Source organism: Halomonas sp. HK25, assembly GCF_047795635.1.
Lineage (GTDB): Bacteria > Pseudomonadota > Gammaproteobacteria > Pseudomonadales > Halomonadaceae > Halomonas.
In genome coordinates this window covers 2,400,524-2,425,136 of the sequence record NZ_CP181044.1, presented here as the reverse complement: position 1 = coordinate 2,425,136, position 24,613 = coordinate 2,400,524, and the positions used below count along the sequence as shown (strand labels likewise).

19 protein-coding genes are annotated in these 24,613 nt (G+C 54.7%); 18 read left to right on the top strand and 1 reads right to left on the bottom strand.

Features of this window, described 5'->3' with window-relative positions:
- Positions 1-33: 33 nt before the first annotated feature.
- The 8 genes from ACM26W_RS11635 (at position 34) to ACM26W_RS11600 (ending at position 10,746) form a co-directional block, all read left to right on the top strand.
- Positions 34-1,242 carry a hypothetical protein gene (locus tag ACM26W_RS11635; RefSeq protein ID WP_416137156.1) on the top strand — a complete coding sequence of 403 codons (1,209 nt, stop codon included), beginning with the start codon at positions 34-36 and terminating at the stop codon, positions 1,240-1,242.
- A 544-nt stretch (positions 1,243-1,786) separates the two neighbouring features.
- On the top strand, positions 1,787-2,908 hold the full coding sequence (locus tag ACM26W_RS11630) for a polysaccharide export protein (protein WP_416137155.1): 1,122 nt from the start codon (positions 1,787-1,789) through the stop codon (positions 2,906-2,908).
- 126 nt (positions 2,909-3,034) lie between these two features.
- A complete protein-coding gene (locus ACM26W_RS11625) occupies positions 3,035-5,281 on the top strand; it encodes a polysaccharide biosynthesis tyrosine autokinase (protein ID WP_416137154.1) in 2,247 nt (748 codons plus the stop codon).
- 245 nt (positions 5,282-5,526) lie between these two features.
- Positions 5,527-6,726 (top strand): hypothetical protein, encoded by a 1,200-nt coding sequence (locus tag ACM26W_RS11620; protein WP_416137153.1) that lies wholly within the window; start codon positions 5,527-5,529, stop codon positions 6,724-6,726.
- Between the two features lie 54 nt (positions 6,727-6,780).
- A complete protein-coding gene (locus ACM26W_RS11615; protein ID WP_416137152.1) occupies positions 6,781-7,725 on the top strand; it encodes a glycosyltransferase family 2 protein in 945 nt (314 codons plus the stop codon).
- A 108-nt stretch (positions 7,726-7,833) separates the two neighbouring features.
- The gene (locus tag ACM26W_RS11610; RefSeq protein WP_416137151.1) at positions 7,834-8,994 is read left to right on the top strand and encodes a glycosyltransferase; all 1,161 of its coding nucleotides are present in this window, start codon (positions 7,834-7,836) and stop codon (positions 8,992-8,994) included.
- A 1-nt stretch (position 8,995) separates the two neighbouring features.
- Entirely contained in the window at positions 8,996-10,123 is a 1,128-nt protein-coding gene (locus ACM26W_RS11605; RefSeq protein ID WP_416137150.1) for a glycosyltransferase family 4 protein, read from the top strand.
- A complete protein-coding gene (locus ACM26W_RS11600) occupies positions 10,120-10,746 on the top strand; it encodes a sugar transferase (RefSeq protein WP_416137149.1) in 627 nt (208 codons plus the stop codon). Before ACM26W_RS11605 ends, ACM26W_RS11600 begins: the two co-directional genes overlap by 4 nt.
- 23 nt (positions 10,747-10,769) lie before the next feature.
- Here ACM26W_RS11600 and ACM26W_RS11595 read toward each other — a convergent pair whose 3' ends face one another.
- Positions 10,770-12,785, bottom strand: coding sequence for a polysaccharide biosynthesis protein (locus ACM26W_RS11595; RefSeq protein WP_416137148.1), 2,016 nt, complete (start codon positions 12,783-12,785; stop codon positions 10,770-10,772).
- Positions 12,786-13,323: 538 nt separating this feature from the next.
- Between ACM26W_RS11595 and ACM26W_RS11590 the strand changes: the two genes are divergently transcribed.
- The 10 genes from ACM26W_RS11590 (at position 13,324) to ACM26W_RS11545 (ending at position 24,608) form a co-directional block, all read left to right on the top strand.
- Positions 13,324-13,761 (top strand): low molecular weight protein-tyrosine-phosphatase, encoded by a 438-nt coding sequence (locus tag ACM26W_RS11590; RefSeq protein ID WP_416137147.1) that lies wholly within the window; start codon positions 13,324-13,326, stop codon positions 13,759-13,761.
- Between the two features lie 80 nt (positions 13,762-13,841).
- Positions 13,842-15,428: a phosphoglucomutase, alpha-D-glucose phosphate-specific gene (locus tag ACM26W_RS11585; RefSeq protein WP_416140875.1), complete on the top strand. Its 1,587-nt coding sequence runs from the start codon at positions 13,842-13,844 to the stop codon at positions 15,426-15,428.
- A 206-nt stretch (positions 15,429-15,634) separates the two neighbouring features.
- Entirely contained in the window at positions 15,635-16,375 is a 741-nt protein-coding gene (locus tag ACM26W_RS11580) for a hypothetical protein (protein ID WP_416137146.1), read from the top strand.
- A gap of 133 nt (positions 16,376-16,508) precedes the next feature.
- Positions 16,509-17,909, top strand: a complete 1,401-nt coding sequence (locus tag ACM26W_RS11575) for an O-antigen ligase family protein (RefSeq protein WP_416137145.1) — start codon at positions 16,509-16,511, stop codon at positions 17,907-17,909.
- 3 nt (positions 17,910-17,912) lie between these two features.
- The gene (locus ACM26W_RS11570) at positions 17,913-19,259 is read left to right on the top strand and encodes a UDP-glucose dehydrogenase family protein (protein WP_416137144.1); all 1,347 of its coding nucleotides are present in this window, start codon (positions 17,913-17,915) and stop codon (positions 19,257-19,259) included.
- A 482-nt stretch (positions 19,260-19,741) separates the two neighbouring features.
- On the top strand, positions 19,742-20,197 hold the full coding sequence (locus tag ACM26W_RS11565) for a GNAT family N-acetyltransferase (RefSeq protein ID WP_416137143.1): 456 nt from the start codon (positions 19,742-19,744) through the stop codon (positions 20,195-20,197).
- A 77-nt stretch (positions 20,198-20,274) separates the two neighbouring features.
- Entirely contained in the window at positions 20,275-21,063 is a 789-nt protein-coding gene (locus tag ACM26W_RS11560) for a phytanoyl-CoA dioxygenase family protein (RefSeq protein ID WP_416137142.1), read from the top strand.
- Positions 21,047-22,330 carry an alanine racemase gene (locus tag ACM26W_RS11555; protein ID WP_416137141.1) on the top strand — a complete coding sequence of 428 codons (1,284 nt, stop codon included), beginning with the start codon at positions 21,047-21,049 and terminating at the stop codon, positions 22,328-22,330. Before ACM26W_RS11560 ends, ACM26W_RS11555 begins: the two co-directional genes overlap by 17 nt.
- Positions 22,296-23,387, top strand: coding sequence for an ATP-grasp domain-containing protein (locus ACM26W_RS11550; protein ID WP_416137140.1), 1,092 nt, complete (start codon positions 22,296-22,298; stop codon positions 23,385-23,387). Before ACM26W_RS11555 ends, ACM26W_RS11550 begins: the two co-directional genes overlap by 35 nt.
- 15 nt (positions 23,388-23,402) lie before the next feature.
- Positions 23,403-24,608 carry an O-antigen ligase family protein gene (locus tag ACM26W_RS11545; protein WP_416137139.1) on the top strand — a complete coding sequence of 402 codons (1,206 nt, stop codon included), beginning with the start codon at positions 23,403-23,405 and terminating at the stop codon, positions 24,606-24,608.
- The last annotated feature ends 5 nt before the right edge of the window (positions 24,609-24,613 follow it).

Genomic DNA, 24,613 nt, shown 5'->3' with positions numbered 1-24,613 from the left:
TGTATTATCCATTGATGAACGAGGAGGTGATTAATGTCATTAGGTTCAATTTCAGATGACAATGGTCTCTTGATGGCTTCAACTGCTGGACGTCAACCAGCAGGTGGTCACACAGGTGCGAACTTGTCAACAGCAAGCGTTAAAGTAAAGCAAGCCTGCATTACTACCAGCCAGATGGGAATGAAACCAAGTGGTGATCCGGTTACTGATCAGGAACATCTCCAAACCTTCCTGGATAATATTGCAACTGATCGCGTGGAAGGCCTTATTGAAGAGGGACACTGGTTAGCCTATAAGAAGCTTGATCTGCATGATGGCATACGGTTGAGCGGGCAGGGCATGGAGAGAACGGTCATCGAGGCCAGGACGGAAGATTGGCGGCAGGATAATTACATCCTCATGCATCTGGACGTCGATAAAACACTTCATCATCATGGCGTGTTTCTCAAGGATTTTTGCCTGATTGGAGCCGACAAGCAAGCGACTCATAATGGTCCCTTGCTTCGTCTGGAAGGGATGACAGATTTTCTTCTGGAGCGTATTCTTGTTGTTGACGCCTCCAGCTATGGCTTCTACATCACGGGTTATGGCATCGGTAACTTCACGAATGATATTCATAGTGACTTTTGGAACTCGACGCACCGAGGTGTCATTCGTCAGTGTCGCGCACTGCGTGGCTATATCGGGATCGGATGTGAAGGTGGGGCTCAGAACGTATTGATCATGGGAAACCACACCGACGGCCAGGTTTTGCATGGTTTTCGTCTTGCTTCAGCCTACGATACACAACTGATTGCCAATAGTGCTACCAACACCCGTAATGGCTATTGGATAGATCGGCACAGAGGTATCCACGTTTTATATAATACCGCGAACAGGGTAGAGCGCGGTTGCACCTACGGAGGATTTCATCATATGGAAGATGGTGAAGTTTCAACGGGTCTCTGGATTTTGGGTAATCAGTTCAAGACTACAGAGTCGGCTATCACGGATGCTTATCAAGGAAGTTCAGACAAATTTACACGAATGGTAAAGATCAAGGATAACTACCTTCAGGGTGGTGGTATCAGGCTCCTGTGGTCCAGGCAGGTCGACATTCAATCAAATGATGGTGATGGAAGTAATGGCATCGTTACCTCCCACAATGTGTCCGGCATTATTGGTAATAATTTTATGAGGCTCATTAACAAGGCATCTGGCGTCGAGGATATCGGGAGAAACATGACGCCTCCCGCTGTGTAGTGGCTTTACCGGCATCACTGATGCGTTCGGCGATCCCAGACCGTGCCGGATCGAAGTGGCAGCATCAATGCTGGTTAGGGTCAGCTTGATGCGAAAAAGTATTAGTTTATTCATACGCCGGGCCAACGCTGATTGACGTGCGTACGGCGTTTCCTGGGAAGTGCGTTGCAGACATTGATATCAATCCCACTACAAAAAGTATTTGTATAACAATGCTTTATATGGGTTTTCTGACTTTTATCCCTTCCTGAGAGATGCATTATCTAATCATTCAAGTATTAAGAATTCAGTACCCGTGTGGGTTCGTTTTATTTGTAATTTTGTGTAATGCTTGATGTACTCCTGTAACGCACAGGCACAGCCCGACATAGGTACGGATCTTACTGGGCATCTGGGCATTGTGGCCATGTGACAGGAAAGGGCGAGACGCAGCAGGCCGGCTACCAGGCACCTTGAGGAGCCCGGTAAGTTATCTGGGGGATAGCAAGTGTCGGTCGCACCTAACATAAACACTCGTAAAATCGCACGAGTAAGGGAGTAGACCATGAAGAATTTAGCACGCCGTACCTGTTTCGTTGTAACCCTATTGCCTGTGGTGCTATTGAGCGGGTGTTCTCTCGCACCCGGTGGGCACATTGATTACAAGGCTGAGGAAGTGTCTCTGGAGCATCAAGTCGATATAGTACCCATTACTCCCAGTCTGGTTTCTACGTATCGATTGGATAATGATACCAGCAAGGCTCGCGGTATGACGCCGGAGATGACGCGAGAGATTGAGACCTACCAGTACCGCGTGGGTCCTGGTGATGTTCTTAACATTATTGTGTATGATCATCCTGAACTTACCATCCCGGCTGGCAGTGAGCGAAGTGCTGAAGAGTCAGGGAACATTGTCCATGCTGATGGCAGAATCTACTACCCCTATATTGGTAATATTCAGGTGGAAGGCAGGACCGTAAACGAGATACGCCAAATTATTACAAGTCGCTTAGCGACTTATATTACTGATCCGCAAGTAGAGGTCAATGTTGCTGCATTCCGCTCCAAGAAAGTCTATATCAGCGGAGCCGTCAATAACCCTGGAACACAACCCATTACGAATGTTCCTCTGACGATCATTGATGCGATTAGCGCGGCTGGTGGAGCAACCGATAACGCCAACTGGCATAATATAATTCTTACTCGCGAAGGACAAGAGAGAAGAGTATCTCTTTACGAAATGCTCAAGAGGGGTGATTTAGCTCAAAATACGCTCATGCAGACGGGTGATATACTTCACGTGGCTTCTGCAGAAAATCAGAATATTTCCGTAATGGGACAGGTCAGGAATGCAGGAAACATCACAACTGGGCGAGAGCGCCTCAGTCTGACCGATGCCCTGGGCCGCGCTGGTGGCATTGTCGAGACCCGGGCTGAGCCATCTGGTATCTTTGTGATCAGGGGGAACCCGGCGGGAAGTGAAAAAATGGCAACTGTATTCCAGTTGGATATTTCTAATGCAGTAGCACTTAATATGGGCTCCTATTTCCCGCTTGAACCTCATGATGTAGTCTACGTGACATCTGCACCGCTGGCACGCTGGAACAATGTCATCAATCTGCTGCTGCCGTCAATCACTCTTCCCGGCACATTGGCTTCTACATCAAGTGATGTTGGTGATCTGTAACAGCAGAGTGGATGTTTTATGGCAGTCTCATCTTGCTATGGTTTGTTACTTTATGAGGCTGCCATGATACAGAGAACTGCATTTACAATTGTCATGTACTAACACACTATCCATGGATGACAGACAATGAATAGTTTCACTGCCAATAAACCCATGGTGCAGCCTAGTAACAACCCTGCACCAGCGGTCGGAATGCCAAATGGTGAACAGAGTATCGACCTTGGTCGTACCATCGGCATGTTGCTGGATAACAAGTGGAAGATCATACTCACAACCCTGTTGTTTGGGTTGGCTGGTATTGTCTACTCTTTGCTGGCCACTCCCATCTATCAAGGTGATGCTTTGGTGCAGGTGGAGAAGACGGGGCCCCGAACGGGAGCCGATCAAATTGCAGCGATGTTGATGCAGGAGGAACCCGTCACCGGCGCTCAGATGGAGATTCTGCAATCCAGATTTATCGTTGGCCAAGCGGCAAATCGTCAAAACCTGGATATCAGCGTTTCCCCGGTTACCTTACCGGTTATTGGCAATGCTGTCATTCGGTACGAAATACCCCGCCCCGACTTTGCGCAAGGAAGGCCTGAAATATGGGGTGCTGAAAAGATTATCGTTGAATCGCTGAGCGTGGAATCTCAGTTGGTCAACCAGGAGCTTACGCTTGAAGTTACTGGTGATGATAGTTACCGAATTCTAGACATTGAGGGCGTTGAGTTAATGAGTGGCCGCGCCGGTCAGCGGTCGGAGTCGGAGTCGGTCGAGCCATGGTTAGAAGTTTACGTGAGTGATATCCAGGCACCTCCCGGTGCGCAGTTTACCTTAGTCAAGCGCAGTCAGCAGGCAACCATCAATTATCTACGCAATCGTTTCATGGTCGCGCAAAAGGGTGACCGTGACACCGGTATCCTGGAACTTCTGCTCACAGGCACAGACCGTGGTGAGGTTGAATCTTCACTGAATGCCATTACGGAAGTCTATCTGGCTCAGAATATTGCTCGTCAAGCGGCCGAGGCTGAAAATAGCCTTCAGTTTCTGGACGATCAGCTTCCACGGGTCCGCGAACAACTGGTGGATGCTGAGAACCGGCTCAATAGCTATCGCATGGAACAGGAAAGCGTCGACCTCACAGAAGAAACCCGCAACGTTTTGACCAGCATGGTTGACATCGAAAGCCGTCTGAACGATCTCGATATGCAAGAGACCGAGATGTCACGACGATTTACACCGAATCATCCGCAGTATGCAGCCTTGTTGGACAAGAGAGCACAGCTGGAACGTGAGCGTGCCAATCTTGAAGTGCGAACTAGCAATCTCCCGGAAACACAGCAGCAGATTCTCCGCATGAATCGGGATGTAGACGTTACACAGCAGATCTATGTGCAACTGCTGAACCGCATGCAGGAACTGAACATTGCCAAAGCCGCAACGGTTGGTAATGTCAGGGTTATTGACTTTGCCGTAACACGGTCAAGTCCGATCAAGCCAAAGTCGGCTCTCATTGTCATCATCTCACTCCTCGTGGGTGCGCTGTTGGCTACCAGCATCGTTCTTTTACGTGGATTCCTCAATAAGGGGGTAGAAAGTGCTGAGCAGATTGAGGACATCGGCTTGCCTGTTTATGCAACAGTTCCTCGCTCCAGCGATCAGATGAAGTTGGTCAAGCGTGTCAAGTATCGTAATAGTAAGGGAACCCAACATGCTATTGGCAGCTTCCTTGCCGAGCTTTATCCCACCGATGTTGCTGTAGAAGCTCTTCGGGGTCTTCGCACAAGCTTGCATTTTGCCATGATGGATGCCCGTAACAATACGATTATGATCACGGGGCCGAGTCCTGGTATCGGCAAGAGCTTTGTTACGATCAATCTAGCTTTCGTTTGCGCCCAGGCCGGACAGAAAGTTCTTGTCATTGACGCTGACATGCGCAGAGGGAATCTACATCATGCGTTTCATGATAAGTCCGAGAATGGCCTGTCCGAAGTTCTCTCTGATAAGCTTCCAGTCGAGGACGCGATACGTTCCTCCGATGTGCCAGGGCTGCACTATTTGACCCGCGGTGTAGCTCCGCCCAATCCGTCTGAGCTTTTGATGCGGCATAGCTTTTCGGAGATGCTAGAGAAGATCAGCAATGATTATGATGTAATATTTATCGACACACCGCCAATACTAGCTGTTACCGATGCCTCTATTATCGGGAAAGTGGCAGGAACCTCTTTGATGGTGGCTCGTTTTGGAGTTAATCCTCCGCGAGAGGTCAAGATTGCTGCCCGTCGACTTGGCAACACTGGAATAGTGGTAAAGGGGTGTATCCTTAATGCGATCGAGAAGACGGCTGCTATGAGCTATGGGTACGGATATTATAGTTATTCGTACAAGTAGCGGGAGACGCCAGAGGCTGGTGAGTCATAGCCAGCCTCTGACTTCTTCCCTCTCGATTTTTGTCAGTATGCTGAGAGTTCAGTAATATACGAGGGTGGATCGCCGTGAGATACACGACTAGAACTGCCGATGTTGACAGCTTTCGCGGGGGGCTCCGGTATATACACGGTGTCACCTATTCAAAAATATGCATGTTAACTTTATTCCTTTATCTCTATCTTTTAAGCCCTTACTTTGACCTTAGGATGATGGTGTTGCATGGCGGGGTATTATCTATAATATTATTTTTGGGTGCGCATCCTATCCTTACTGCAAGAGCTTTTCTTCAGCTTCCGCTTGTGCTGACCTTTATATGCCTATGTCTTTTTTTCCTCTATAATCTCACTGTATTTGTTTTCTATACTGAAGCTTTCAATACGTCTTTTTTAACGTACATGATACAGATATGTATTTATATCTTGTTAGGGTATGTATTGGCTCTTTCATTTATGCAAAATTCTTTGGATATAGATCAAGCATTGACCATTTGTTTCAAGTTGATCGTGTTTATTGTTTTTGTGAACTCTTCTATCATCATTCTTGAATATCACTTCCCGGCATTCCGAAATGCTGTTGAATCAATGCTTTATCTTTCGGAAGATTCCAATATTGATTATTTGACCCGCGAATTCAGGCTTCGTGGTATCGCTTCCGGGGGCGCGGCCAATCTTTCACTTTTTCATGGCACTATCCTGGTGCTTTTGCAAGCATTGTATTTAAAAAAGAAAATTGGGTTCATCAGTTTCGTTGTGGCTTCAGTTACGATTTTTACTTCTTTGTTGTTTATCGGCAGAACGGGTATTCTTGTCGCAATAGCCGGCATTGCTCTTTTTCATATCATCAACTTGCTGATGTCAAGAGACAAGCTGTCCGTCAGGCGCTTGATTATATATGTGACAGTTTCCGCTATTGTTGTACTCGTTCCCCCGGTATTCGCTATGCTATTTCCAGAAAATCTCCTGGCCTATTCCATTTCATTCTTTTACCAAGGCATAGATGGAATTCGGCAAGAGGGTACTACTGATGCATTGGTACGTATGATTAACATACCCAGTGAGTGGCCTAAACTCTTGTTTGGCGTTGGAGCACATTGGGGGGATTTTGATTTGAGGAGATCAGTGGATATTGGCTATATGCGCATGTTTACCGCTTTGGGTATACCGCTTGCTGTCATGTTCTATCTTTTTGTTGCATATCTTGCCAAGCATCTTTTTACAATCACTAACTATAAAAGCTTTTGGATGGTTTTTATGCTGATAATGTTTATTGCTGAGTACAAGGAGCCGTTTATTTTCAAGGGTTATTCTGCAAGACTAATGTGGCTTATTATCGGCATGGGATTGTGCTACCGGTTTTCGGAGTCCTATTGGAAGCCAAGACAACAAGAGGCTTTGCCGGCTTCTTGAGATAAGTGTTGTCCAGTCGATTGTTAACGTTCACATAATCTCCAGGAGCCTGTTATGCAACCTCTCGTCACGGTAGTGATTCCTGTTTACAATAAAGAAAAATACATTGCTCGCACCATCCAATCCGTTCTCGATCAATCATACTCGGAAATAGAGCTGTTGATTGTGGACGACGCCGCGACTGACGGAAGCCTTTCCCGTGTCTCCGAATTCAATGATCCTAGAATCAAGGTGGTACGACGTGATACCGCTGGGCCAGGAGGATATGCTGCCAGAAATTTTGGCGTAAAGAATGCATCGGGTGATTGGGTGGCATTTCTGGACGCTGATGACGTATGGCTTCCGGATCACCTTGAACGAGCGGTCCAGATGACCCGGGACTATCCGAATATTCCGATTATATCCGCCGGCCGTATTAATCAGTTCGGCGAAAAGCAAGAGATGGATCCTTTTACCGAGCACTTTATCGATGACGGAGTGAAGGTGCTCTATCTCACCGACTATCTCAAGTTTGCTTGCAAGGGAATGCGTGCGATGCAAACTAATACTCTATTGTTGAAACGGGAGTCACTCTTCAGTCACCAGATTTTTCCGGAGGGCCGAACGAACCGCTCGGGTGACCTTTATGCATGGGTTCAGCTTTTAGCTCGAATGAAAGTAATGGTCTGGTCACCCCACATTTCTGCCATCTCATACCGTGATGTGATTGGTGTGTCCAGAACGTCCACGCCATCCATCCAGTTGTTCCGGGAGATGGTCGATGATCTGAGACCTTACTCAAGCCCGGAGGATGGGAAGTGGATCAAGGCCTATGCTAATCAGATGATTAAATATGCCTGGTTGGAAAAGAAGAAAAAGCGCGTGTCACTTCCCATCTCAGCTCTGCCGGGATCCTTTTACTGGTCCAGTGATATTTCATTTTGTCTGAAGTGGACGCTGATTTCTATTATCCCTTTTGGTTTTCTCGAGTGGATGCATAATCGCTTTCTTGTGGAATGACGTTTTAATTCTGGAATTGGCATCTATCTACTTATTCTGCTTCTTACTGTTTGATTGGTAAAGGGCGTGAGCGCTCGTGTCTTTTTACTCAGTTATCAAGGACTGCCAATGCATATTGTTCATGTCATCACTAGCCTCTATCCGGGTGGTGCCCAGTCGGCTTTATCTCGCCTTTGCCTTAACGATGGAGGTAATCGCCATACTGTTATTACCATGATAGGCGGAGGTGGTCTTGAAACAGACCTATTGAAGAATGGCATCACCGTCGAGACTCTTGGATTCTCGTACAGGGGGGGCCTTGTACGCGGTATGTTGACCCTCTGGAAGCTCTTGAGAAGGTACCGCCCGGATCTCGTCCAAACCTGGATGTATCATCCTGATCTGATCGGTGGGATTTGTGCACGGCTTGCTGGTATACGGACGGTATGCTGGGGAATTCGCCACACTGAACTTGAAAGCGGAAACAGCTCGCGTTCATCAATCCTGTCGGCTAAACTTTGCGCGAAACTGTCAGGCTTTCTTCCGTCCCGCATCGTATGCTGTGCGCATGAAGCTATGCGGGTACATGAGATGTTGGGATACCAGTCACACAAAATGACTGTGATTCCCAATGGCTATGATTTGTCGGCATTCTATCCTTATACCAACGACGAATGCTCTCATGTTGTCGGCTTGCCTGACATTACAGGTGATCTTCCTGTTCTGGGCATGGTTGGTCGCTACAATGCTCAGAAGGATCATCTAAATCTGCTAAAAGCGTTGGCTGAATTAAAACGTCGTAACGTTGATTTTCGATGTCTGCTGGTAGGAGCAGACATCGTTCCAACGAACGCGATTCTCTCCCGTTATATCTCGGAGCTGGGGCTTGATTCCGAGGTTGTTTTACTTGGTGTACGCACGGATATTCCGGCAATCATGAATCGGCTGGATCTCCATATTCTTCCCAGCTCTTTTGGGGAAGCCTTTCCCAATGTTGTAGCCGAGGCCATGGCATGCGGTACTCCCTGTGTAGGAACAGATGTAGGTGATACCTCGGTTATTATCGGTACCAATGGTTGGGTCGTTCCACCTAGAGATCATTTACGACTTGCTGATGCCATTCATTCTGCTATTGACGAGTATAATAATTCTGCTGTTGTTTGGGCCGGACGGCGACGTTCTTCTGTAGAGCATATCAGGAATAATTTTACTATCGACAAGATGGTCAGCTCATTCGACACTGTATGGTCTGATTGCATAGCCGCCGATTGCATAGCCTCAAAGGAATGACATGAAATTTCTCATTATTGCCGGAGCGCCGGGCTCGCTGATCAATTTTCGTGGTCACCTCATTTCCGATTTGATCCAGCAAGGGCTTGAGGTGCATGCAGCTGCGCCGGATCTCTCCCTGGATAGTAAGATCCGTGCGCAGTTGGAACAAAAGGGCGCCATCGTTCACGATATTTTTCTCAAGCGTACTGGAATGAACCCGTGGCACGATTTGCGCACTCTGTTCGGTTTGCTCCGTCTTATGCGTATACTAAAGCCTGATTACGTTCTGGGTTATACAATAAAACCTGTGATCTTCGGGACAATAGCTGCATCTCTATCGCGATGCCCCGGTCGCTTCGCACTCATCACAGGTCTCGGTTACTCTTTTTCCAGCAATACCGAAAACTTCCAGCAACGGTTGATCAGCCGGGTTGCCACTTCGCTTTATCGGCAATCACTGCGCTCAGCAAGTAAGGTTTTCTTTCAGAACCCCGATGACCAGGCTCTGTTCCTTGAAAGGAAAATATTGAACGGCAGCACACCATCCGTTATTGTCAATGGGTCAGGTGTCGATATCGGGCACTTCTCACCTCAAGTCTATCCTGACCAGGTCACGTTTCTGCTGATTGCTCGCCTGCTGATCGACAAGGGGGTTAGGGAATATGCAGAAGCTGCTTATCAGTTGAAGGCAATTTATCCAAAAGCAAGCTTCCTTCTTGTCGGTGAGTTGGATAGTAACCCTAACTCTATTACACTACCGGAACTTGATCGCTGGGTCGGTGATGGAGTTATCTCCTATTTGGGGAGCCAGGATGATGTTCGCATAGCTTTTGGTGCGTCCAGTGTTTTTGTACTTCCTACCTTTTATCGCGAAGGAGTTCCGCGCACGATTCTTGAAGCCTTGGCGATGGGGCGCCCTGTTATAACTACCGATACGCCGGGGTGTCGTGAAACCGTTATTGATGGAGATAATGGTTTTCTTGTGTCGCCGAAAAACTCAAGTGAGCTGGCCGATACCATGCGTGTATTCATAGAATCTCCGGAACTTGTTGATGTAATGGGGAAGCGCTCACGTGAACAAGCCTTGAAGAAATACGATGTCAGGTTGGTTAATGCTTTCATGCTTAAAGAAATGGGGGTTACATGAGCAAGCGTCTATTTGATGTCATTATTTCCACTATTTTGCTCGTCCTGTTCTTGCCGCTGTTGTTAGTCGTCAGCTTGCTGGTATTCTGGCAATTAGGGCGTCCAGTGTTATTTGTTCATGTTCGACCCGGGGTTGGAGGAAAAGGGTTCAATATGTATAAATTTCGGACCATGCTAGATACCCGAGATGCCAATGGCTTGCTTTTGCCACATGAGCAGCGGCTGAGCCGTTTCGGCACTCTGTTACGCTCTACCAGTCTCGACGAACTGCCAGAGCTCTGGAACGTGCTGAAGGGGGATATGAGCCTTGTAGGGCCGAGGCCGCTACTCATGGATTATCTTTCACTTTATACACCTGAACAATTTCGTCGCCATGACGTACGCCCCGGTATTACTGGTTGGGCTCAGGTGAATGGGCGCAATACGCTTACCTGGGATGAAAAGTTTCGCCTTGATGTGTGGTATGTCGACAACGCCACATTTTGTCTCGATCTCAAGATTCTGCTACTCACTGCGAAGCAGGTCATCATGAGAACGGACATTGACCCTGAGGGTCATGCTGTCACACCTCTTTTTACTGGTGCTCGAAGTACTCAGGGAGATGGTGGAAACCAAAGCGATTGAGCGGCTCTTGTTGCCTCATCGTCTCATTCACGACTGAGCGAGTATGCCGTAATCAGACTGGTCTGTTGCACACTGGTGCTACCGGCCTCTGATGGCTGGGTATCGGCGTCCTGTTTTGGGTGCGCCCCTTGTTTCTGGCGGGGTGAGGTGCGACCCAGCCACTCCAGGTCAGTGATCTCGTCACGGGGCGCATAACCCGCGGGTGCCGTGAGCAGTACCTTACGAATCAAGTCGTGTCGGTGTGCCTGAATGGCTTGACCCAGTTCTTGCAGGTAGGCTTCCAGCCGTGTCCATGGCCAGTAATCCTCTTTGGCGCTCATGATCCGGGGATGGGCTGTTTTCGATACGTTCTCGCCTACGAGAAGTTCCTCATAGAGTTTCTCACCGTGCCTAAGGCCGGTGTATTGGATCTCGATGTCGCCATCCGGGTTGGTTTCGTTGCGGACCTCCAGTCCCGAAAGACGAATCATCTCGGCTGCCAGGTCGGAAATCTTCACGGGCGTGCCCATGTCGAGAACGAAGACATCACCGCCGCTGCCCATTGCTCCGGCCTGGATCACCAGTTGGGACGCTTCGGGAATTGTCATGAAGTAGCGCGTCACGTCTGGGTGTGTCACGGTCACTGGCCCACCCTTGGCGATCTGCTGGTGGAACAGTGGGACCACCGAGCCCGAAGACCCGAGCACGTTTCCGAATCGAACCATGGTGAAGCGTGTATGCGTCTGTTTGTCTGCAAGCGCCTGGCAGATGAGCTCCGCCAGGCGTTTCGTCGTGCCCATCACGTTGGTTGGCCGTACCGCCTTGTCTGTGGATATCAGCACGAACGTCTCCACGCCACTCTCGATAGCCGACTGAGCCGTCGCCAGGGTGCCGAACACATTGTTCCGAATGCCCTGAATGCTGTTGTGTTCCACCATAGGCACGTGCTTGTAGGCGGCGGCGTGATAGATGGTATTGACCCCGAAGGTTCGCAGCACACTATCCAGTCGCTGACGGTCTTGCACCGTACCCAGCAGTGCCTTGATCGTCACGTTAAGCTGCTGATCATTCACCTGCTGCTGAAGTTCTCGTTCGATGGCATAAAGTGAATATTCGCAGAATTCCAACAGCAAGAGTTGTCTTGGTTCTTGTTGGATAACCTGCCGACATAGCTCTGAGCCGATGGATCCACCCGCCCCGGTGATCATTACCACCTTGTCGCGGATATTCGCATCCAGAAGTTCCTGATTGGGTGGCACCGGGTCACGTCCGAGCAGGTCCTCAACGGTAACATCACGAATCACGTTCAATTGTGCTCGCCCAGCAATGACATCTTCCATGCTGGGCAGCATCTGTACTGGCACCTGCAGCGGTTCCAGCATGCGAAGAATTTCCTGGCGTCGGGCACGTGTTGCGCTGGGAATAGCCAGAAGGATGCGCTTTGCACCATAGTCTTTCAACAGCCTGGGCAGGCTCTCGGGTCCATAGACCTTAATGCCTTCTACCAATGTACGGTGCATGCCTCGCCAGTCATCGATGAATGCGACGGGTGTATATTCCGCCCCCTGTTGTAGCGTATTCACCAGTTGTGATCCAGCTGCTCCTGCACCATAGATGATGACTCTTGTCTTGTATCGCATCAGGCTGCGTACATGGATCGTACGGAGTACGAATCGCACGCCACCGACGCTGATGAAGGCCAGCATTGCGTAGATAAGGCAGGCCGACTTTGGCAGGAACACCGAGAGCAGGTTGGCACCCAGAAAAAGCAGCACTGCCGAGGAAGCGATGCCGACGAGCAATGACTGTAATGCCTTCACGCTCATGTAGCGAATGACGCTGCGGTAGAACCCTAGCCGAGCGAAGATGGCTAAGCTCAAGGGCATTGCGATAATCCACAGGCCCCAGATCGCTCCTGATGACACTGCTTGCCAAGTCTCCAGGCGTAACCAGTAAGCCGTGAAGAAGCTCATTGACAGCAGGATGGCATCCACCGATAGCTGGATAAGTAGCTTCTGCCGACGTGGCAAACGAAACAGGCGGTTAAGAATTTCCGACATCAGGCACCCACCTTTTACCTTTTAAATGTTAATTAATGTTACCAAGAATAAGAAAGCATGACCGACTTCCCAAGCTCAATTTCCTCACCAGATTTTGAGTAAATTCTTAATCGGCATGGCAGTAGATGAAGTGGTGCTATTGGACCGACACCCATCAAAGCTCATACGAGCGGTGGCAAGGAAAGCGCTCCAGATCGCCCCGGCGCAGGGTGGTTGACCGCTGGTGATTGACGCACGCCGGGTGGCCGGAGGCGCCGCCAGGTCGTGGCTGGGGTGTTCCATCGGCAAGTCGAACCGGCGTCTTCGGCGTGACAATGCCTTCGCTCCGACGTGACCCGTGAGCACACCCGCGGGATGAACGAGACAAGTCGTCGGGCCTTCGGTATCTTGCATATTGGTACCAGGCAGCAGGCAAGCGAGGTGATTGCCGTCCGGGCCTCGCGCCGTTGTCCTGGTCATGCTGCTGTCGCCGGGAGGTTCCGGCTCAGTGTGGCGGGCTCCAGAACCGATTTTTCTCGACACCAACGAATAGGCCACCATGTTTGAATCCATTCTTGTGCTCTGTACCGGCAACATCTGTCGAAGCCCGGTCGCCGGTGCGATGCTTGCCGACCGGTTTCCTCACAAGCGTATCGAGACCGCTGGGCTCAATGCCCTGGAGGGTCATGGGGTCGAGTCCAAGGCCCGCGCCCTCGCCGAATCCGCTGGATTGAATGTCAGCTCTCATCAGGCGCGTCAGGTCACCAGCGATATGCTCCAGGGCGTCGACCTGGTACTGGTGATGTCCGACGGACAGCGTATGGCGGTGGGGCAGATGGATCCTTCGGCTCTGGGCAAGACCATGCTGTTCGGCCGCTGGCTCGACGGTGGCCAGGGGCGAGAGATTCCCGATCCCTATCGCAAGAGTCATGAAGCCTTCCAGCAGGTGCATCAGTTGTTGACACAGTCTGCTGACAGTTGGCTTGGCAAGCTCTAGGCCTTTGATCCGGGTCGACAAAGGCCGTGACCCATCACTACCCACGTGGATCGATTCATTCCTTGCAGGGAGGCTTCACCATGCAGGCAGTCATCGAGGCGTTCGACGACGTACAACCCGCCCCGGCCAACCCGCGCCAGGCCGTGAGCTTCGGTACCTCCGGGCATCGAGGCCGGGCACAGGACGGTTCGTTCAATCGTAACCACATACTGGCGATCACCCAGGCGGTGGTGGATTACCGCGGCGAGGCGGGTATCCATGGCCCCTTGTTCCTCGGGCGCGACAGTCATGCCCTTTCCCGGCCGGCCTGGGAGTGCGCCCTGCAGGTACTTTCTGCCAGAGGCGTGGAAGTGCGCATCGAGCGCGATGGAGAGCTGACCGCTACGCCTCTGGTGAGTCGGGCAATCCTTGGCCACAACGCCAGCGGGTCAGCGCCACTGGCGGATGGCTTGATCATCACGCCGTCTCACAACCCGCCCGAGGATGGCGGTATCAAGTACAACCCGCCCCATGGTGGTCCGGCGGAGGCGGAGATTACCGGCTGGATCGAACGCCGAGCCAATCACTATCTGGCAGAGGGAGTGGACGCCATTCCGCTGCTGAGCCTGGAGGAGGCGCTGAAGCAGGCTCGGCGCCATGAGTTCGTGGGCGAGTATGTGGCGGCCCTGGGCGAGGTGGTGGACATGAAGGCCATCGCCTCGGCGGGCCTCCATCTGGCCGCCGATCCCATGGGCGGCACCGCCTTACCGGTGTGGCAGGCGATTGCTCGAGAGTACCGGCTCGACCTGAAGGTGGTTAATCCGGACATCGATGAGAGCTTCTCATTCATGCCACCTGACCATGACGGCAGAATACGCATGGACTGCTCCAGTCCAGCGGCCATGGCGAATCTTCTGAGCATGAAGGACGATTTCGTGCTGGCGTTCGGCAACGACCCGGATGCCGACCGTCATGGCATTGTTGATGCCGCCGGTCTCATGAACCCCAACCACTTCCTGGCAGTGGCCATCGATTACCTGATCACTCACCGCCCAGGGTGGTCCTCGTCGATGAAGGTCGGCAAGACCCTGGTCTCTTCCTCGATCATTGATCGCGTGGTGGCGGACAGGGGGCGTGAGTTGTACGAGGTCCCGGTGGGCTTCAAATGGTTTGTTCCTGGCCTGCATGAGGGCTGGCTAGCCTTTGGGGGCGAGGAGAGCGCAGGGGCCAGCTTCGTGACGTTTGATGGTCGGCCCTGGTCAACGGACAAGGATGGTGTTCTGCTCTGCCTGTTGGCGGCAGAGATCATGGCGGTAACTGGCCAAAGCCCCAGTCGCTACTATCGCGAGCTGACCGAGCGTCATGGTGAGCCGCACTATCGCCGTGTGGACACCCCTTGTACCCCTGAACAGCAACAGGGCTTCAAGTCGTTGTCGCCCGACGACCTGGGCATCGAGAGGCTGGCAGGCGATCCTGTGCTGCAGGTATTGACCACCGCGCCTGGCAACCAGGCGCCCATTGGCGGGGTGAAGGTGGAAACCACCAATGGCTGGTTCGCGGCCCGGCCCAGCGGGACCGAACCGCTCTACAAGATCTACGCTGAAAGCTTTCGTGGCCCGGATCACCTCGAGAGGCTTATTGATGAAGCCCAGGCAATGCTGAACGAGCGCCTGGGAGCCGCTGGCTAGTCGTTTGACTCCCTGGCCTGCGACACCAGGCACCGCATGACCGCGACGAGACCCCGGCCCAGGCCGGGGTCTCAGCTTTTTACACTAGTAGGATCATGCCTTTGTGTTTTGACGTAAATAAATGTTACATCTAGTCTGTCATGTCACAGTCGCTGTTGTCAGGGCTGCTGCCAGTTCCGATGACCCGGTGCATGGAACGGATGGACATGAACGCGACAATCAATATTCTCTGGACGGGTGGGTGGGCATCCTCATTTCGGGTTGTCTACGCTGCATTGATCGGCAAGCGGATTGTTATTCCCCATTACATCGCCGACCTGAATAGATCGTCGATGATGCATGAAATGCGTGCGATTGCGGATGTCAGGGATGCGTTGGCAGCACTGGATGAACCCGCTGCTGAGCGCATCGGCGCCCTTGCGATCACGCCGGTCACTGAAATTTCCCAGGATGCCTCCGTCACGAAGGCCTACCGGCAGATGGCGGCGGTGGAAGATCTGCACGAGCAGTATGACTGGCTGGCGAGGTATGCGAAATCGCGGGGCCTCAAGGGTATCGAGCTCTGCAGTTCTCTCCATGATTCGGCTAGCCATGCCATGCGCGGCAAGGTCGAGCGCCTGCCGATGGGGAGCTGCCGACTGCGGGAGGGGTTGCGTTGCCCGCAAAGCGAGGTATTCGGCAGGTTTCGTTTCCCCGTCCTGGCGCTATCCCGCCTGCAGATGCACTCGCTGGCGGAACAGCATGGTTTTCTGTCGGTGTTGGAACACACCTGGTTCTGCTCCCAGCCGATCAGTGACGAGCCGTGCGGTACCTGCGATTCCTGCCGGCTCACCGTGAACGAGGGGCTGAACTATCGCCTGTCGGCTGAGGCCATGCAACGCCATCGATTCCATCGCTTCCAGCACGCCGGCCAGGTGACACCAGAAGCCGGGAGGCCGAGTCGGTAGTTACCGATGCGCTGACGGGCATGCGGGTAGTCAGAGGAGCGTTCTCGATATGACAGGGTGTCATGCCGTCGGAGCGATGAACGGGGCTTTGTGGCAGCATACGCCTTCATCAGTGAGATCGGGAGCGGGTGTCATGTCGCAGTCAGGGATCAGGCTGCAGCCTATCTGGGGGGGGAGGGAGCCTTGGCGAGACGCCAATAGCCTGTTGATGTGGGCGTTTGTTTCCCTGCTGATACTGGTGCCATGGGGCTATGCGGCGGCGCCCTTGGTGGCGGGGCTGCTGGCCCTCACGGGTGTGCTCGGCACGAGAGGGCAGTTTCAGTCCTCACTGGCCAAGCTGGATGGCGAAGATTACCTGTGGTTGCTGGTCCTGGCCGCCTTCGCGGGCCTGTGGTGCTGGGACGTTGCCCGAACCGGGGTCTGGCCGGTAGCCGAACATGGTCGCGGATGGCTACTGCCGCTGTGGCCGCTGATGGCGGCGGGGCTGCTGGTGTGGTTTCGTTTCCACCCGCCATCCCGCCTGGGCTGGTGGCTGGGGTTGGTGGTAGGAGGAATGGGTGCCGGCTTCATTGCCGCCTACGAACGCTTCGTGCAGGGGGCCTATCGTGCCGACAATGGCATGAATGCCATCCCCTTCGGAAACCTCTCGCTGCTGTTGGGGGTGCTGGCCCTGGTGGCCTTGCTGGGGCGCTTGTCCCGTCGCCAGCGTCTCTCGCCCTGGCTGAGCGCCGCGCTGGGTCTGGCGGCTATCGGCGGCTTCTCCGCTTCCTTTCTCTCCGGCACCCGTGGTGGCTGGGTAGCGGTACCGCTGCTGGCGTGGATCGGGTTTCGGGCGTTCCGTGATGTCTTCCCCCGGCGGCAGATGCTGCTGGTAGCGGCAGTTTTCTCGTCGCTGATGATTGGCCTCGTGGCAATGACAGCCACTACGGATTACGGGGTAAATGACCGCTTGGGCAAGGCGGTCAAGGATATCAGGGGCTATATGGCGGGTGATAGCGGTAGCTCGGTAGGCCTTCGCCTGGATATGTGGCTTGCCGGCAGCCAGCTGTTCCTCGAGAGGCCGGTTCTGGGTTGGGGAGAGGGGGGCTTGCAGGAGGCCCGGGACGGGATGGCGGAAGCGGGTATTGTTCATCCAGATGTCGGCCTCTATGAACAGTTGCACAGCGACATTATCGACACGGCGGCGCGACGCGGCCTGCTGGGCCTGCTGACGCTGACGGCCTTGTATGGAATCCCGGCCTGGCTGTTCGGCCGGCATCTGCATCGTAGCCGAGATGCCGGGACGAGAACGCTCGCCCTTTCGGGACTAATGATCACGGTGGCTTTCGTGGATTTCGGACTGACACAATCCATGCTTCGGGATGTGAGAGGTTTGAGCGGCTATCTCGGTTTGACCATGGCATGCTGGGTGCTGCTGAAGACACAATTGGTTACAATTGGCTTTCCGGAAGCTACCGGGGGGACGGCCAACCATGAAGCTCAGGATCATCGGCCATGCCGTCATGGACGGGTATCGGGCGACTCGGGAGATTAGACAATGAAGATCACGATTTTCGGTACGGGCTACGTGGGATTGGTCACCGGCGCTTGTCTGGCCGATGTGGGCCACGACGTGATGTGCATGGATGTCGATGAAGACAAGATCGCTCGGCTGCGCGACGGTGAGATACCCATCTATGAGCCCGGGCTGGAAGCTCTGGTGAAGAGCAATGTCGCGTCGGGCCGGCTATGTTTTACCACCGACACCGGCGAGGCGGTCGCTTTCGGTACGCTTCAGTTCATCGCCGTGGGGACACCTCCCGACGAGGATGGTAGTGCCGACCTGCAGTACGTGCTGGCGGTGGCTGACGCCATCGGACGCCATATGCAGGACTTCAAGGTAGTGGTCAACAAGTCCACCGTGCCAGTGGGAACCGCTGATCGAGTTTGCGGCGCGGTGACAAATGCCCTGGCGGCACGCGGCGAGAGCATCGAATTCAATGTCTGCTCCAACCCAGAGTTTCTCAAGGAAGGTGCGGCCATCGAGGACTTCACGTTCGGGGCACGTATCGTCGTAGGGACCGATTCCGAAAGGGTCAAGGAACTGATGCGTGAGTGCTACTCGCCTTACAGCCGGCTGCATGACAAGTTGATGTTCATGGACGTTCGCTCGGCCGAGTTGACCAAGTATGCGGCCAACGCCATGCTGGCCACCAAGATCAGCTTCATGAACGAAATCGCCAACCTTGCGGAACGCCTCGGAGCCGATGTTGAGCAAGTGCGGCATGGCATCGGCAGTGACCCTCGGATTGGCTATCAGTTCATCTACCCTGGCTGTGGGTATGGGGGGTCCTGCTTCCCCAAGGACGTCCAGGCCTTGGCCCGCTCCGCTGCGGAGGTAGACTATCAGGCAGAACTGCTCAATGCTGTCGAGAAGGTCAACCAGCGGCAGAAGAAGAACCTGTTTACCAAGCTGTCTCAGGCGTTCGATGGGGACCTGTCGGGCAAGACCATTGCCTTGTGGGGCCTCTCCTTCAAGCCGAATACCGATGATATGCGCGATGCGCCCAGCCGGACCCTGATGGAGGCAGTCTGGAGCGCCGGTGGCAAGGTTCAGGCCTTCGACCCGCAGGCCATGAAAGAGTGTCGCCGGCTCTATGGTGAGCGAGATGACCTTACGCTGGTGGCGGATCGCATCCAGGCCGTCAAGGGCGCGGATGCCTTGGTCATCTGCACCGAGTGGAAGGAGTTTCGTACCGTCGATTTCGAATGGCTGAAGGCGAATCTGAGTATGCCGGTGATTATCGATGGTCGAAATCTTTATGACCCGCATGCCGTGAAGCGGGCGGGGCTGCTCTATTACGGCGTCGGCCGTGGCGATTCCTTGAGGTCCGCGCAGGCCTGACCGTCAGGCGGTCCGCTCAGGTAATGAGCATGATGGGGCTTGGTCATTCGGGCCCCATGATTCGTGAAACTTCAACTCCGGATCGACTACAATGGCCGGTAATCGGTCATTCCATGGCGTAGCAGTTTTTCTCCGCACTCATTATATCTACCTCCGTGGTGTCTGCCTTTATGCCAGTTGCGTTGCACTTGGGCGTTTGCTTTTTCTCCCGGCTCGATGAGCATTATTTTTATCATTTTCTTTTTATTAAACCTCTGATGCTTTTGTTGGCGTAAGTCATAGTCAATTTAGTCTTTCACGATGAGAAGAATCCTGAAGCGGTCTTTCATGATAAATGTAACAATTAGTTAAGTTGGTTGTTGTCATCGTACATACAGGAGGGCCGCCCAGTGACTTCGATTTTGAATTCGAGTCCTGTTGTCGGGATGGGCACGGGCATGGGCTTGAAGTCCAGCCCCAGCAGGAGAAGCTGGAGGGCCAGGATGCTGGCTCCCCGGGAAGTGGCGAGCTATGCCGCCAACATCGGCCGGCTGACCCGGGACGAACAAGCCAGCCAGGCGGGAGCGCTTCTTCGCGATGTCGACCTGGATGCATATCTCGACAAGTTGATGACCCGGGCGGATGTGGCGGTGCTGGAGGTGGAACGCCACTGCCGTGGCTTCTGTGCCTTTTATACCTATGAACCCGCCCTGGGTGTGGCCTTCATCACGCTGTTCCTGGTGGCACCCGATGTGCGACGCAATGGCATGGCCCGCGGATTGCTCGAAGTGGTGGCTGCCTCTGCCCTCCAACGGGGGTTTCGTTACCTCACGCTGCGAGTTCGTGATGATAATGCCCCGGCGATTCGCTTCTATCTGGGGCAGGGGTTTCGCATCGCAGGGCGGCATCAGACGGACCTGGAGATGACGCTGGAGATGACGCGATTCGTAGCGGTGTGAAAATAGGCACGGACACAATGAGCCGTGCGATAACGATAACGCCCGGGAAGAGGCGGTACAGCAGGGGAGTGGTTGCAATGAACATGCAGGCGTCGCTCGACGAGTTCGAGAAAGTGATGAACGACAAGGGCTGGGTGGTCTTCGAGGGGGCGCTGGATACCGCGTTTACCCGAGAACTGCGCGGGGATTGTCTGAAATGGATCGATATCTGCCGGGCTTATCAGGTGCGTAACGGGGTGAGCCGCGAGGGTGATGGCACGGGCCATCACTGCCTGGGGTCAGGTGATAGCATAGACCGCTACATCGACATGCATCTCTTTCACCCCTTTATTTCGCGTTATTTCAATGACGAGCCTTATATCTGCAACTCCCTGACGCCGATCGGTGGGTTTCCCGGCGTGACCACCTATGTGCACAAGCTTCACCGGGATGTGCGCACGCTGCTTCCGGGATATCCCCTGAAGTTGAACATGCTCGTCATGTGCGACGATTTCACGCCGCAGAATGGCACCCTGGTGCTGTCGGGGTCGCATAACCGGCCGGAGCCGCCCAGCGATGAGGAGTTCGAGCGCATGCATGAGCGGATCGTCGGGTCAGCCGGCTCCGTGGTGCTCTTCCACTCCACGCTGTGGCACAAGGGGGCGGATATTCCTGGCAACTGTCCCCGGGTGGCGCTGACAGTGGGCTATGGTCGCGCCTTCGTGAAGCCGGCCATGGACTATGCGCGGATGCTGGGCGAGGACTATGGGCGAAGGCTATCGCCGTTGACGCGCCAGGTGCTCGGCTACAATTCGCGGGTGCCGGTCAGCCTGGATGAGTGGTACCGGCCCGTTGACGAGCGCCTTTATCATGCGGATCAGGGCTGAGATGGTGCTCGAGCACGCTTTCCTCGAGAGCATTTCCCGTGAGGTGGGAGGGGCCTTCTATGTGTTCGATGAAGCGACCTTCCGCGGCAACTATCTCAGCCTGAGGGATCGTCTGAGGCGGCATTGGCCCGGCACCGAGGTGGCGTATGCCTTGAAGGCCAACTACATGCCGGCGATTGTCCACTCCCTGGCCACCATGCAGGGCTGGGCGGAGGTGGTCTCGCGCTTCGAATACGAGGTGGCCAGGCAGGCCTTGCCGGGTGAGTCCATTATCTTCAATGGGCCCGTGAAGCGCACCTCTGACCTGCGCAGCGCCTTCGAGGCGGGCAGCCAGGTCAATCTGGACTCCTTCGTGGAGATCGACAGCCTCAGGCAGCTTGCCGGCGAATTCAGCCGTCTTCGGGTGGGGTTGAGAATCGGCTTTCCGTCATCCCGGCTTTCCAGCCGCTTCGGTTTCGAGGTGGGCGCTGAACTGGAACGAGCCCTGGCACAGCTTGCTGCCATCAGCGGTGTTGAGCTGGTGTCGCTGCACTGTCATGCCACCTGTCGATCTCTCGGCATCGAGGATCCGGTCAACCGGGTGCGTCAGCTATGTGAGCTTTCGCGTAGCCTGCTTCCCCATCATCCGATCGAGACGATCAATATTGGAGGGGGGCTGCTGGGCGAGATGCCAACCTTCCTGACGGCGCAGTTCCCATTTCCCGTGCCGACGCTGAACGCTTATGCCGATGCCATCGGCGAGGCTTTCCTGCGCTATCGCCCCTCCGCCGTGACGCGTCTGGTGGTGGAGCCTGGCGTGTCGATGGTCGGCAACAGTATGCGCCTGGTGGCAAGGGTCATCGAGGTTCGGCAGCGTCGAGAGGGGTGGCAGGCGCTGCTGGATACCAGTATCAACAGCGTCAATCCCACGCGATCAACCGTTCAGCCTGTCATGCATGCCGTCGTGGCTCGCCCGGAGAACCGGACCCGTCTTCGCCAGTTTCGGCTGGTGGGACATACCTGCATGGAGCATGACGTGATCGATGAGGCGCTGCAGGCCGACCTGGAAGAGGGAGACTTCATTGTCGTGGAAAATCGCGGCGCCTATTCGTTGAATTATACCCCGCCTTTCATTGTGCCTGCCCCGGCGGTGGTCGACCGCCAGGGCAGGGTATTGAAGTGGGCCGACAGCTCTGAGCAGGTCCTGGCGAGTTACTGCCGGACATTCGCGGATTCACCCGAGGGACATCACCATGAACATTCTCTTGACCTGTGCGGGAAGGCGTAACTATCTGCTCGCCTACTTCAGGCAGGCGCTGGGGGGCCATGGCAGATTGCTGGCGGGGGATTGCAGCGCTGATGCCCCGGCCCTCGGGGAGGCGGATGAGGGCTTCATCTTGCCGCCGGTGCTCGCTTCTGACTACGTGGAGCAGCTGCTGGAACTGTGCGTTGCGCAGGAGATCAAGCTCCTGGTGCCCCTCAATGACCATGAGCTGCCGATTCTCGCCGAGGCACGCGAACGCTTTCTTCGGGTCGGTACTGAAGTCCTGGTGTCGTCTCCGGAGGTGATCGAACTGGCGGCAGACAAGCTGGCCACGGCTCGCTTCGCCGAGTCGCTCGGCCTGCATCCTCCCCGGACTTTCCTGACGCTCGAGAGTGCGGTGGCGGCGCTGAAGCATGGTGAGCTCAAATTGCCGGTGATCGTCAAACCCCGCTGGGGAACGGCTTCGTTGGGCGTCGAGCGGGTAGACGAACTCGAAGCGCTGGAGCTGGCCTGGCGGCTGGGGCTGCATCGTCTGCCGCGACTGGGAGTGCGCCTGGGCAAGTTTCCCAGCGAGGGGCTGTTGATACAGAGCCTGCTGCCGGGGCGTGAGTATGGGCTGGATGTGGTCAATGATCTGGATGGCAATTATCGCGCGACGTTCGTCAAGCGAAAACTTGCGATGCGGGCCGGTGAGACGGAGAGGGCTGTTACCGAGATCAGGCCGGAACTGATCGAGGCGGGAAGGCGGATTGGCGAGTCGCTGAGGCACCGAGGGAACCTGGATTGCGACGTCTTCTTCGATGGCAAGCAGGTCTACCTGCTGGAGATTAACCCGAGATTTGGCGGAGGCTATCCCTTCAGTGCAGAGGCGGGAGCGGATCTTCCTTCGGCATTGATTGCCTGGGTGCGTGGCGAGGAACCCGCTGGCAACTGGGCGACGATCCGGGCCGGCATCATCCACAGCAAATGTGACCGGCTGGTGCGGGAGGGCGGGGTAAGCAGAGAAGGGGCGTTGCACCGCATCAGGACCGACAGGCCCTTGGCCATGTTCGTGGCGGGCGTGGTTGGTCTGAATGATTGAGCGGGAGCCCTCGGGATGAATATCTGGACCGGCCTGGCGACCTGGGGAGTGAGTGTCTTCTCCCTCTCGGTTCCCTGGGGCTATTTGTTCCCTATTGTCATGCTGGTGTTGTTGCTTCCCCTCTGTTCATGGTGGGCCAAGCGGGTCTGGGACTATGCCTTTCCGATGCTGCCGGCGGTGTTTCTGGCACTCTTTGTCGTTTTCTGGCTGGTGATGGCCGATTGGCATGGAGAAATCGCCAAGGCGTTTCGTCTGGTCTGGCCGGCAATGCTCCTGGCGCCCTGCCTGCTGGTGCTGTTGATGTTCCCCCCCTCTCCCGGCTGGCTATGGCTGGGCCTGTTGACCGGGGGAATCTATTGCGGTGTGTCCAGCCTGGTGCAGCGGGTGGCGCTGGGTCATATGCGTGCTTCCGGGCCAGATCCATTGCACCCTATTCTGTTCGGAAATTTCAGCTTGCTGATGGCGTTCTTTTGTCTGGCAGGCCTGGGGTGGGCCTGGCATCAGCCGCGGCGGCTGGGATGGATGGTGGCGCTTTCGCTGGGGGCGGCGGGCGGGCTGCTTGCGTCGGTGTTGTCGGGGACACGGGGAGGCTGGATCATTATTCCCTTGTTCCTGGCTCTGCTGTGGCTGGCCTATGGCAGACGGCTCTCGCGCCGCCTGATTGCCAGGCTGCTGGTGTGCCTGCTTGCGTTGGTGAGCCTGGCGATATTGATTCCCCAGACCGGTGTCAAGGCACGAATCGACATGGGACTGGAGCACACTTCCCGTTATCTCGGGGGGGAGCGCAACGTGGCCACCGGCGCACGTGTCGAGATCTGGCGCGGAGCGCTGCTGCTGATCGCTGAGCGACCTGTGCAGGGATGGGGCACCAGTGGCTACCGGCGCGGACTCGAGCGATTGGGCGCCGAAGGACGCATCGATCCGGCCGTGGCCGACTACTGGCATGCCCACAATGATCTGCTGGATGCCTGGGCCAGACGGGGGGTGGCAGGGCTGCTGGCCCTGCTCATGCTCTATGCCATGCCAGTGGTGCTGTTCTGGAGAGGACTTGGCGACAGGAGCCCGGATGGGCGCGCCCTGGCCACCTGTGGGGTGTTGCTGGGGGTCGGTCTATTCGGCTTCGGCCTGAGCTACAGCTTCATGGTTTACCCGGTGGGTATTGCGCTCTACAGCGCTTGGCTCTGCGTTCTCTGGGCGCTCTATCGCGCCGCGAACCGATGACGTCA